A 12656-nucleotide genomic window follows, 5' to 3' on the forward strand; every position below is an offset into this window, starting at 1 on the left:
CAAAAAAATAGGAGCAATCTGAGAGGGGAATTATCATGAAGAGGATGAGAAAACCGGCTTTGTTACTGTTAGCCACGCTGCTGATCATTCTGACCGCCGCTTGCGGCAACAATAAGAAGGATCCAGATAAGCTAGCTAATGTTAAATTTTCGGAGGTTATTCGTTCTATTTTTTACGCACCCCATTATGTAGCGATGTCGCAAGGGTTCTTTAAGGAGCAAGGACTGAACGTGGATATGAATACATCCCAAGGCTCGGATAAGGGAGCTGCTGCTCTGATCGCAGGGACTGCAGACATTTCCTTGGTCGGACCAGAGACGAGTATTTATATTTACAACCAAAAAGGAGATAAGACACTTAAGGTGTTCCACCAGCTTACTTCGAAGGACGGCTCATTCCTGTTATCTCGCGAGAAGCTCGATAATTTCAAATGGAGTGATCTGCAAGGGAAAACCGTCATTGGCTGGAGACCGGGAAGTGCACCACAAATGGTTATGAACTCGACATTGCTTAAGGAGCAAGTCAAGGATGTCGAAGTGATCACGAATCTGGCTGCCCCAGCTATGGCCGGCGCGTTCACGAGTGGGCAGGGAGACTTCATCCAGTTATTCGAACCCGTTGCTTCTACATTAGTTCAAAGTGGCAAAGCATACTATGTTGCTTCCATGGGAGAAGCATTCGGGGCATTCCCAGAGACTTCCTACGTCGCAACCTCCGACTATATTAAAAACAATAAGGACATTATTCAGAAGTTTTCGAATGCCGTCGCCAAAGGGACGGAGTGGTTGAATAGCGCTTCTCAAGACGAAATCGCGGATGCCCTGCTTCCGTTCTTCGAGGGAACGAGTAGAGATCTTATTCTTCAATCCGTAGATCGCTATATGAAGCAAGGAACTTGGTCAACGAACCCGGAACTGACGAAGGAGCAATTCGAGACGCTCCAAAACGTGCTCATAGAAAATGGTGTACTGAAGGCAGCTGACAAAGTAGCTAAGATGGAAGATGTCGTGGACATGAGCTTTGTGAAAAATAGTAAGAACACGGATTGATGAGCTTATGGCACAAATCGAGCTGAAAGACGTTGGGTTGAGTTACTTTACTCTAAAGCAAGAGACTGAGGCGCTGCAGGAGATTAATCTTGCCATTAAGCATGGCGAATTTATAAGCATCGTAGGGCCGAGCGGCTGCGGTAAAAGCACGCTGCTCTCCCTAATCTCTGGGATGCTTAAGCCTACAAAAGGGAAAATCATGATCGACAGCTTAGAGGTTCAGGGCACATCCCCAAAAGTAGGCTACATGCTTCAGCATGATCACCTGTTCGAATGGCGGGATGTGCTCAGTAATTTAATGGTCGGAGCGGAAATTCGCAGGATGGATCGGGCTAAAGCGAAGCAGAAGGCACTCGAGCTGCTTGAGCGCTATGGTCTAGGGGGGTTCGCACATCATAGTCCAACGCAGCTTTCCGGGGGGATGCGTCAACGGGTTGCCCTTATTCGCACATTAGTCGCAGAGCCCGATATTCTTCTCTTAGATGAACCGTTCTCCGCCTTAGATTATCAGACGCGTCTGACGTTATCGGAAGAAGTGTTCCACATTATTAAGGATCAAGGGAAGACGGCTGTTCTGGTTACCCACGATTTATCCGAGGCCATCAGCATGGCGGACCGGGTTATGGTCATGTCGAAGCGCCCAAGCACGATATCGACAGTACATGAGATCCAATTTGACGAAGGTACAGATCTGTCTCCATGGAAGAAGCGGGAGGCCACGCGATATAAACATTATTTCAACGCAATCTGGAAGGAGCTGGAGGAGCATGTCGTCCCCTCTATATGACAACTATCTCAGAATCCAGAAACGCAGATTGCGTTTGGTCACTTTATCACGATTGTCGGTTCTTGTGGTGTTCTTTGGATTGTGGGAGCTTGCGGCGAGATGGAAATGGATCGATCCGATGCTCACGAGTAAACCGTCTCAGCTGTGGTCTTCCTTCCGTGAATTAGCTTTTGAAGGAAGCCTGTTTAGGCACACGTGGACGTCCAGTTGGGAAACACTCGTAGGTATCTTCATTTCAATGCTGCTAGGTACGGCCATCGCGATTCTCTTCTGGTGGTCAACCTTCGCCTCGAAAGTACTTGAACCTTACATTATCGTACTTAATGCGCTTCCTAAGGTCGCGTTAGGTCCGATATTCTATATATGGCTAGGCGATCGATATTCGATTTATGGTATGGCGGTAGCAATTTCCGTTATCGTAACCATCATTATGGTGGAGAGCGGATTTAGGGAAATTAGTAAGACGAAGCTTAAGCTAATGGAGTCATTCGGTGCAACGAAGGTTCAAATGCTTAGAATGGTTCTCCTGCCGGCAAGTGTTCCACATTTTATTGCTACGCTAAAAGTAAATGTGGGTTTGACACTTGTAGGGGTTGTCATGGGAGAGTTTCTATCTTCTAAGGCGGGGCTTGGGTACTTAATTATTTACGGAGGTCAAGTATTCCAGATGAACTTGGTTATGGTAAGCATAATGATGCTGGCACTTCTATCTGTGATCCTGTATGGTTTCGTGACTATATTGGAGAGGTTTGCGAGGAAAAAATACAATTATGAGGCATAAGTGGACTGATAAGCGGATTGGCAACACAGACTATCCTGCAATAAATAAATCAGCGCCGTCGCGGTTGCCTTTAAGGCGGCAATGCGTTCGGCGCTGCTCTGCTTTCTTATTCTGTACAACTTGGGTGTGTGGCTTGCGATGCCACTGATTACGGCTTATTTCCGGGTTATTAAGGCCTGACCTCTCAAGCTTACTTCTTCGTTGCTTTGATTTTGACATTCCCATATCTTTGGACACCTCCAGATTTACAACGATCATAACGCAAGCTATTGTATGTATGCAATAGAGAAATTGTCAGAAAACTCTTTACATCAGGGTCTATTTACCTAGATAATTCAATTAGTGACCGGATGGCTTATTTAGGCTTAAAGCCAATGAAGGAGCATACCCATTGAACGATGAGATAACACCAGCAGTAATCGCTGATCCATTAGATGCTAAAGTCAACCGACTACAATCCTATTATCGGAGCGGAGCCACAAGATCGATTGCATTCCGTAAGGGGCAACTACATAAGCTTCGGAACGCCATCCATCAATATGAGCCACAATTGTTGGCAGCGCTTAAGCAGGATTTGAACAAGTCCGAGCTTGAGGCATACTCGACTGAAATTGGTCTTGTATTGAAAGAAATTCGTGTAGCCTTAAGCCGCGTTCGTCGCTGGGCAAAGCCGAAGCGGGTTCGAACTCCGCTATCCCACTTTGGAGCTAGTAGTCAAATTGTTCCGGAACCCCTAGGTACGACGTTAATTATTGGACCTTGGAACTACCCTATCTATTTAATGCTAGCGCCGGTTGTCGCTGCGATTGCTGCGGGCAACACGATGATGCTGAAGCCTTCGGAAATGGCTCCGGCTACCTCTCGCGTATTAGCTGCGCTTATTGGTGAGGTTTTCAGGCCAGAATTTGTTGCGCTCATCGAAGGAGGAGCGGATGTAACGACGGAGCTTCTGAAGCAACCGTTTGATCATTTCTTCTTCACAGGGAGCCCGCAGGTTGGTCGTATTGTGATGGAGGCGGCTGCTAAGAAGTTAATACCTGTAACACTGGAGCTGGGTGGGAAAAGCCCATGCATCGTTCACAAGGATGCGAATATCGAGCTTGCAGCAAGACGGATCGTATTCGGCAAGCTGACGAACGCAGGACAGACTTGCGTAGCACCGGATTATTTGATCGTCCACAAAGCAGTAAAGCAGCAGCTTCTGAGCAAGATGGCTTCTGTAGTTGAGGATTTCTATGGTAAAGAGCCGATCCTTAACCCTGCATACGGTAAAATCGTGAACGAACGTCACTTCCACAGGCTCGTATCCTATTTACACGATGATAATGTCGGTCATGTCGCTTATGGGGGACAAATAGACGAAGCTGCTTGCAAAATTGCACCCACGTTTTTGGAGGGAGTATCCCTTCAAGCCAGAGTCATGCAGGAGGAAATTTTTGGGCCGATTATGCCCTTCATAGAGTACGAACAGACCGAAGATATTTATGCTACGGTGCAAGCGAGTCCGAAGCCGTTAGCGTTGTATGTATTCTCTGGTAGCCCCGAGTTTCAGCAAGAAATCATAGGTCGAATCCCGTTCGGTGGCGGATGCATCAACGATACAATTATGCACCTTGCTACATCATATCTTCCTTTCGGAGGGATAGGGACTAGCGGAATTGGAAGCTATCATGGTGAGCATGGCTTCAAGGCTTTCTCGCATTATAAAGGGATTCTCAAGCAATCGAACTTATTCGATATTCCATTCCGTTATCCCACGTCTAAGTGGGGATTGGCTATCATTCGCAAGCTGCTTCGCTAAATCGATGATGAGAGGGCGACGATCTTATCCTTACTCCCGATTACGAAACCTATAAGAGTATTTTTGCACAAGTCCCGATGCCTTTCGCATACTTAGATCTCGATCTGCTTGATCGTAACATTCGAGATATTGCTCGGGCAGCAGGAAATAAAAAGGTTCGAGTAGCCAGCAAATCGATCCGGTCAGTAGAGGTCCTTCGACATATCCTCAGATCGGATGATACTTTTCAAGGGGTCATGTGCTATACGGCAGCGGAAGCTGCTTATTTGGCGAATAACGGATTCAAGGATTTATTGCTCGGCTATCCGACATGGGAGCCCAAAGGAATACAGACGCTAGTGGATCTCATTGGAGAAGGCCATTTGATTACATTCATGGTGGATTGTGCGGAGCACGTCATTCAGTTGGAACAGATCGCGATGGAACGTGGAATTCGGATTCCACTCTGTCTCGACGTTGATATGTCAGCAAGTTATCCGGGATTGCGGTTCGGAGTATGGCGCTCCCCCCTCCATAATTGGGATAACACTCGTCCAGTTGTAGAGCGGATCGTACAATCCCCTTGGGTCTGGTTGGATGGTGTGATGGGCTATGAGGCTCAAATTGCGGGGGTGGGCGACCATGTACCGGGTGCTACACTGAAAAATAACGTCATTCGTTATTTGAAACGCCGATCTATTCGCGAGGTTGCTAAGCGCAGGGGAGCGATCGTTCAGAACATTCAAGCGTTAGGTGTACCCTTACGTTTCGTCAATGCGGGTGGAACGGGGAGTATGAGCAGCTCGCGGGAGGAAGAGCTAGTCACGGAGCTGACTGCTGGTTCAGGCTTCTACTGTCCCGCGCTATTTGATCACTATCGGTCCTTCGAATATCAGCCTGCGGCTGGATTTGCAGTGGAGGTTGTGAGGAAGCCGCGGGACAATATTGTGACTTGCTTGGGTGGTGGTTATATCGCCTCGGGAGCCGTAGACAGGACCAAGCTTCCGAAGCCCTATTTGCCGCAGGGCTTGGAGCTATTTGCACTCGAAGGTGCAGGAGAAGTACAAACCCCTCTATCGATTCGCGGTCCATCCCCAGAATCACTATCTTTAGGTGATCCCATATTTTTCAGACATGCGAAGGCGGGAGAGCTGTGCGAGAGATTCGATAGTCTCCATGTGATTTCGAATGGCTCCATCGTTGGAGAATATTCAACCTATAGGGGTGCGGGGGAAAACTTCTTATGATCAAGAGCGGGCGGAAGTGGAGCAACTGGTCTGGAATTGTCAAAGCAAGACCACGGACGGTTATTTATCCAAGTCACGTGGAGGAAGTTGTCGAAGCGGTCAAACAATGCTGTAGAGAGGGCAGATCCTTACGAGTGTTAGGCTCAGGCCATTCGTTTACGGCAATTGCTGCTTCTAATGATGTTTTGTTATCGCTTGATCGAATGCAGGGAATATTAGAAGTAAATAATGAAGCGCTTACAGCTACGGTTTGGGCAGGGACGAAGCTGAAGACGTTAGGTGAGCTATTGCATGCGGAAGGTTTAGCGCAGGAGAACTTGGGAGATATTGATGTACAGTCCATTGCGGGCGCAATCAGTACAGGAACACACGGGACAGGCTTGCAGTTCGGAAATATTGCGACGCAGGTTGTTGGCATCACAGTCGTAACGGGAACCGGCGATGTGCTGGATTGTACAGAACGGTCGCATCCTGATTTATTTAAGATGCTACAAATATCGTTAGGAGCGCTTGGTGTCATCGTCAAGGTAACTCTCCGGCTTCGCCGCTCTTACAAGCTCAGCTACGAAAGCTCGAGAGTGCCACTCACTGCTTGCTTGGAACAGCTTTCTTCACTCGCTAGCGAGCATCGTAATTTTGAATTATATTGGTTTCCGTATGCGGAGCCTTGCCAGCTTAAAATCATGAACGAAACCGAAGAACCGATTACGGAGCGTAAAATAAGCAGTTATATGAGCGACGTTATTTTAGAGAATGGTGTCTTTGGTATGTTGTCTTCCATGTGTAGAATGGTTCCGCGACTGAGTGCGTCAGTGAGTAGATTATGCGCGGCAGTTGTCCCTACGAGCCGTAAAATAGAACAAAGTCATAGGATCTACGCCACGAAGCGACTTGTTCGCTTTAATGAAATGGAGTACAATCTACCGGTTGAGGCAATGGAAGTCGTTATTCGCGAAATGCGGGATAGGATGGCACAGGAGAAATACAATGTCCATTTTCCCGTAGAGTGCCGCTTTGCTAAAGGAGATAACATCTGGCTCAGTCCTGCGTATGGGCGGGATTCGGCTTATATCGCCGTCCATATGTATCGAGGGATGCCGCATGAGAAGTATTTTGCCGATATGGAACGAATTTTCCTTAAGTATGGCGGGCGGCCGCACTGGGGAAAGCTGCATACGTTGAAGGCTGAGCAGCTGCGAGCTGCCTATCCTAAGTGGGATAGCTTTAATGAGATGAGAGAGAAGTTGGACCCTAACGGCATTTTCCTTAGTCCTTATTTACGGAGTGTCTTTATTCATTAATTATTGAATGAACGGGTTCATATATTGAAGGAGTGTTGAAACAGATGCCTCACCTACTTATCCGGGGAGTTTCCCCTGAACAAATTCGGATCATTAGCAAACCATTAGTCGCGGACCTCGCAGTCTTATGCCAGTGTCCACCTGATCATATTTTATTAGAATGCCTGCATACGACCGCTTGCTTCGATGGAGAAGCTGTTCCATCTTATCCTTTTGTTGAAGTGAATTGGTTTGAACGGGGGCAGAGTGTGCGGGACCAAGCCGCAGCTTGTATCGATAAGCATATCCGTTCGCTGGGCATTGTCGAGTTAGAGGTCGCTTTCAGAATTTATGAAGCGGAGAGTTATTATGCTAACGGGGTGAGTCTATCTACTGCGGCAAACGCAGAAGGGATCATTCAAGCCCTGCAAACCGAAAATCAGCGTCTCAAGGATGAGCTGCAGAAGTCTAGAAAAGCGTTACAAGCGAATCAAGCGAGCTCTCACATGTCTAGCAGGTTATATGATGCGCTAAGAGAGTAGCTTCCTGATTGTGAGGTAGGTATGCCATGACCACAACTCTAAAGTTTCGTTCGGATGGCACGTTCAAGATCGTACAGTTTACCGATTTGCATTGGAAAAATGGGGAGCCACGAGACTTACAGACGAGAGCGCTGATGGAGCGGGTTCTTAAGGCAGAGCAGCCGGATCTTATCGTCTTCACGGGAGATGTAATAGAGAGCTTAAGCTGCAAGGACCCAAAGCAAGCTTATAAGGATGCGGTCTCGGTTGCGGAGAAGAGTGGCATTCCGTGGGTGGCAATATTCGGTAATCATGACGCGGAGAAGAATGTAACCAAGGAAGAGCTGATGAATATCCAACTGGAGCATGCGGGCACGATTGCAGAATCAGGCCCAGTGGACATTGATGGTGTTGGTAACTTCATCGTAAGAGTAACGAACGCTGAGGGGAATACGGCTGCAGCTCTCTATTTTCTCGACAGTGGGGGTTATTCTGAGCATCACTCTGTAGTGGGGGGATATGACTGGATACGTCAAAGCCAAGTGGAGTGGTATCAAGCGCAATCGCGTTTGCTGCGGGAGGGCAATGGGAGCACCCCAGTTCCGGCCTTGGTGTTCTTCCACATCCCGCTGCCGGAATATCGGGAAGTTTGGAACAACAACACTTGTTACGGTCACAGGTACGAGAAGGTACAATCGCCTAAGCTGAATTCTGGAATGTTCGCAGCGATGGTGCAATCGGGTGGTGTGATGGGGACATTCTGTGGTCATGACCATATCAACGATTATACGGGTGTGCTGCACGGAGTAAGATTAGGCTACGGAAGAGCAACCGGCTATAACACGTATGGGAGATGGCTCTATCAGAGAGGCGCTCGGGTGATCCAGCTTCGTCAAGGGCAGGACTTTACGACTTGGATTCGACTTGCGAATGATAAAATAATAAGCAAAGCCCGTAAGCATGCCCGGAATTGGTTTTCCAGGGCTTAAATTTGTATGGGAAGAACGCCGCATGTAGCGGCGAATCCGCGTAGTACTACTCCTAATTTTTTCGCACAAACCATCGCTCTATTTGGCTTGTTTCCCAAATGACCGCCCCTTTTTCCAATACTCCACTCAAACAGCTTGCTCACATTTGTATCTTTATTTCTGAAAAAATGCTCATCAACGAAACAAAACGTATCTCATCTGCGTCAAAATACAATAAGCCGCCAACCATACACCGAGCCAACCAGAGGCGGGGGATACGAGGAGGTAGCGGGATGAGAAATTTGATGAGAAATTTTATTGCAGTTACGTTAGCCTTCATGATGCTAATCAGTGTACCCTTTACAGCCTTGGGAGCATCGTCTAATTTATCCACTGAGCAGAAGTATGAAGTATTGAAGCAGAAGAAGATCATAACTGGATTTACAGATGGAAGCTCTCGACTGTATGATTCGATGACTCGTGAACAGTTGGCTGTGGTATTATTTCGATTGCTGGAGCTATCCACACAAGCAACATCGCCGAGCTATGACGATGTGTTGAAGACGAGATGGTCGTACAATGAGATTCAAATGGTTTCTCGTGCAGGCTTAATGAACGGGACAAACACAAGATTATTTTCTCCAGCGGACAATGTGACGGTAGAGCAGTTAGCTGCAGTATTCGTAAGAAGCAATAGTTTGTCTGGTGGGGGGACAACACCGGTTACAGGTAAAGTGTCCAAGTGGGCAAGAGGAGCCGTCTCCCTGGCGTTGGAACACAATTTGATTCCCCGATTAAGCGACTATACGGTTGATGCCACTAGAGGATTACTTGTCGAAGCGGCCTATGCGGTCTATGACGAAATGAACATTGAACCGCTTCATGTTCGCTCTATTGAGCAGATATCGAACCAATCCGTCAGAGTGAATTTGCTGCAATGGATTAATTATTCTGATCCTAACTTAGAAGCTAGTAGGTTTATCCTTAAGGATGTGTATGGAAACAATCGCAATGTATATCAAGCGACGGTAAGCCAAGATGGGATGTCCATTGTATTGTGGACTGATAGGCAAGCTGGAGGCGTGGTTCATACATTGACCATAGACGGCATCACTTGGAGTTATGTGTCCGCAAGCGATGATGCGACTAAACCAACGATTGTAGCTCAACCCGTTAAACTTCCTAATAAGACTTATGAAATCACATTCTCCGAACCTGTCGAGGTAAATTCAGCAACCCATTCATCTAACTATCAATTTAGCAACGGATTGAGGATGAGCACTCTGCAGCTTTCGGCAGATCAGCGCAAGGTGGTGTTTACGACCTCGGAGCAATCTGATGGCAGGACCTATCAATTAACGATCCGCAACATTAAGGATTTAGCTGGAAACGTGATGGATACACGTAATGATTTGTACATTCAGGGAAACAATGATGATACGAAACCGAAAGTATCCGAAGTAAGAATCGACGTTACCACGGCTCTGGTTACCGTCAAATTTAGTGAAAAGGTAGATCCCCAATATGCTAACCAAACTTATCATTATGTCATCGACAAAGGATTAGTCGTTACTCAAGCGACTTTGGATAGTGATGGTAAAACCGTAACCTTGAGAACGACTCCTCAACAGGATGCTGTTTATTATACTTTGACGGTTAGCGGAATACCCGATCTTGCTGGCAATGTGATGGATTCCTCGACGAACTGGAAGTTCGGAGCTGTAGCAAACCCTGTTACACAAGCTATTCTACAAAGTATAGTTGCGATTAATAAGAATACCATTGAGATCACCTTTAACCGGGCTTTATCCGATACGGATGTTAAGAATGTGAAATTAACAGCTCTCACAGACAATGGTGAAAAAGTAACGATGTCAGACTGGGATTCTTATGTTCAGCGGAAGCCGGGAACCGATCGGACGGTTATCGTGCAATACCGTAATAAGTCGAGTAATCCAAATTTGTTCCAAACCGGGCATGTATATACGGCAACACTCGCAGGGGTATCGGGGTTGGAGACTTCCAATGGATCTAATCAAGCTGTGTTTGCAGGAACAAATGCAGACAATGTGAGTCCATACGTGACGCAGGTTATCGCCATTAGCCGTAATTCAGTCAAGGTGATTTTCAGCGAACCAGTTACGAATGTTAGCGCAAGGGCTTTCCGGATATGGAATAATGATGGCAATAGAGTGGATATCGATAGGGATGCACTTAATGAAAAGGGAAAAGTCGTTAACGAGATTATCCTTCCGTTGAATGATGAGCTACGTGGGAACAGCGGATACCAGATGCAGTTCAATCCAGATGTAATTACCGATGCTGCTGGATGGAATGGACTGAAAACGATGGAAGGATCAAATCCATACATCGCGTACTTTAACGTTTAATAATAATGAATGCAGTTTCACTTGAGTTGAATGTTGTACGTTAAGCCCTTTAAGCCGTGAAAAACGCGGGTTAGAGGGCTTTTTGTCGCAAAAGATCGTATACTAATAGAAATTGAAGAATTAGCTCTTATTTCTTCCAATACTCGTGTAAAATATGAATCATTAATACCTTAGGACTTAGGTGATCATAATGTCGATACATAAATATAAGGCACTACTAGAGCAGCGGATCAAGATGACTTTTCAGGAGTGGTCGATCCGGGCTTCGGTAGAGGAGAGGGAAGTTTATCGATTCCTGCACAATCTTAAAGGTACGGCCGGAACGATAGGAATGAAGGAGCTGGAGAGGGTTGCGGAGCAAAAGCTGCAGCTTTATTCGGATGAAGGCTTCCGGGAATTAAATCATTCCGAGTGGAAAGAGGAATTACATTCCTTATTGGCTTTTGTCCCAGACATTTCCGAGGAAAGCACACAACCAGATAACACTTTTCTAGTCATACAGCCTGAAGAATCTTCAAGCATTAAGGAAAATAAGATTCTCATTATTGATGACGATGCGGAGCTGGCTGCTTATTTAAAGGGAATTTTGGAGGAAAGATCGTATTCTGTGAATATCGCTTTGACAGCTGAACGTGGATTAAAGCTGTTTTACGATTGGAAGCCGGATATGCTGATCCTCGACTTATTTTTACCAGATAGAAATGGGCTGCAGGTCCTGAAACAGATTCTGGAAAAGTTTAACCAAGCGCATATTCCTATTATTGTAATTAGCATAAAGGACAGCACTGAGAATAAAATACATGCCTACCGCCTTGGTGCGATGGATTTTTTCTCCAAGCCAATTGATTCTGAACTTCTTGGAGCTCTGATAGATAATCGGTTTCGGATGAAGCGGCATTGGGAGCATTCCATTGTTGTGGATGAGCTTACAGGTGCGTATAACCGCAAGCATTTCAATAGGGTTATGAAACATTTAATATCCCATTATCAACGATCTCAAAGCCTATTCTCAATCGTAATGATGGATCTGGATTACTTCAAGCGGGTTAATGATTCCTATGGTCATCTTAAGGGAGATGAAGTGCTCCAATGCTTCACACAAGTTGTACAGGAGGCTAAACGTGAGGAAGATGTGTTCTGTCGCTATGGAGGAGAGGAGTTTGCCCTTCTTCTGCCTAATACGGACAAGCATCAAGCGAAGGAACTGATGGAGCGTATCCATAAGCAGCTTTCGTTGCGTGTGTTTGAATCGGATAGCCAAACCTTTCAAGTGACCTTTACGGCCGGGATAACGGATATTACGGAAGATAACTCGCATATTGAGAAGATGGTCGGTGAAGCGGATCAAGCGTTATACCTTGGGAAACAATCAGGTAGAAATCGTACGCTTATTTTCTCCCCTCATATGGCAGGCAATAGTATGGGGCATAGATTAAATATCCTTATCGTAGATGATGATCCCCTTATACGGGACGTGGTGGTATCACAATTCGTGCGTTGGCAGCCGATCAAGAATATGACGGTTTGTGTCAAAGATTATGTAGACGGAATTGAATTCCTAAATTCAGATTGGTACTCGGAGCAGGAGAAATATATCATTTTATTGGATGGTTCGATGCCAACGATTGATGGATTAGAGGTTCTGGATAGAATTCGCAGCAATTATCCCGAGCGTAATATCATCGTAGCGATGCTAACAGCAAGAGCAAATCAAGCCGATATCGTTCATGCTCTTCAGAATGGAGCAGATGATTATATCGTAAAGCCCTTCCAAATGCCTGAATTAATGTCTAGGGTAGAACGCCTGGCTCATAGGGTTATACAATAACATCACAGTTAGAACAATAAGCAGG

11 protein-coding genes are annotated in these 12656 nt (G+C 46.2%); 10 read left to right on the top strand and 1 reads right to left on the bottom strand.

Features of this window, described 5'->3' with window-relative positions; translation table 11 throughout:
- Positions 1–35: 35 nt before the first annotated feature.
- The 3 genes from M1K58_RS22545 to M1K58_RS22555 are packed head-to-tail and all read left to right on the top strand — an operon-like array spanning position 36 to position 2617.
- A complete protein-coding gene (locus M1K58_RS22545) occupies positions 36–1049 on the top strand; it encodes an ABC transporter substrate-binding protein (RefSeq protein WP_256761142.1) in 1014 nt (337 codons plus the stop codon).
- 7 nt (positions 1050–1056) lie between these two features.
- Complete coding sequence (locus M1K58_RS22550; RefSeq protein ID WP_256761143.1) at positions 1057–1836, top strand: ABC transporter ATP-binding protein; 780 nt, start codon at positions 1057–1059, stop codon at positions 1834–1836.
- On the top strand, positions 1817–2617 hold the full coding sequence (locus M1K58_RS22555) for an ABC transporter permease (RefSeq protein WP_256761144.1): 801 nt from the start codon (positions 1817–1819) through the stop codon (positions 2615–2617). The genes M1K58_RS22550 and M1K58_RS22555 overlap by 20 nt, the downstream gene beginning before the upstream one ends.
- A gap of 30 nt (positions 2618–2647) precedes the next feature.
- On the opposite strand, the gene M1K58_RS22560 is transcribed toward M1K58_RS22555, so the two are convergent.
- On the bottom strand, positions 2648–2842 hold the full coding sequence (locus M1K58_RS22560) for a hypothetical protein (protein WP_256761145.1): 195 nt from the start codon (positions 2840–2842) through the stop codon (positions 2648–2650).
- Between the two features lie 166 nt (positions 2843–3008).
- Between M1K58_RS22560 and M1K58_RS22565 the strand changes: the two genes are divergently transcribed.
- The 7 genes from M1K58_RS22565 to M1K58_RS22595 all read left to right on the top strand — a co-directional run bounded on the left by M1K58_RS22565 (position 3009) and on the right by M1K58_RS22595 (position 12631).
- A complete protein-coding gene (locus M1K58_RS22565; protein ID WP_306220637.1) occupies positions 3009–4418 on the top strand; it encodes an aldehyde dehydrogenase in 1410 nt (469 codons plus the stop codon).
- A 77-nt stretch (positions 4419–4495) separates the two neighbouring features.
- Positions 4496–5644, top strand: coding sequence for an amino acid deaminase/aldolase (locus M1K58_RS22570; protein ID WP_256761146.1), 1149 nt, complete (start codon positions 4496–4498; stop codon positions 5642–5644).
- Entirely contained in the window at positions 5641–6945 is a 1305-nt protein-coding gene (locus M1K58_RS22575; RefSeq protein ID WP_256761147.1) for a D-arabinono-1,4-lactone oxidase, read from the top strand. The genes M1K58_RS22570 and M1K58_RS22575 overlap by 4 nt, the downstream gene beginning before the upstream one ends.
- Before the next feature lie 44 nt (positions 6946–6989).
- Positions 6990–7466 (top strand): DUF1904 family protein, encoded by a 477-nt coding sequence (locus tag M1K58_RS22580; RefSeq protein WP_306220638.1) that lies wholly within the window; start codon positions 6990–6992, stop codon positions 7464–7466.
- 26 nt (positions 7467–7492) lie between these two features.
- Positions 7493–8434, top strand: coding sequence for a metallophosphoesterase family protein (locus M1K58_RS22585; protein WP_256761148.1), 942 nt, complete (start codon positions 7493–7495; stop codon positions 8432–8434).
- Between the two features lie 272 nt (positions 8435–8706).
- Entirely contained in the window at positions 8707–10803 is a 2097-nt protein-coding gene (locus tag M1K58_RS22590; RefSeq protein ID WP_256761149.1) for an Ig-like domain-containing protein, read from the top strand.
- 190 nt (positions 10804–10993) lie between these two features.
- Complete coding sequence (locus M1K58_RS22595; RefSeq protein ID WP_256761150.1) at positions 10994–12631, top strand: diguanylate cyclase; 1638 nt, start codon at positions 10994–10996, stop codon at positions 12629–12631.
- Positions 12632–12656 lie beyond the last annotated feature (25 nt).

It is taken from the genome of Cohnella sp. WQ 127256 (assembly GCF_024519285.1).
Taxonomy (GTDB): domain Bacteria; phylum Bacillota; class Bacilli; order Paenibacillales; family Paenibacillaceae; genus Cohnella.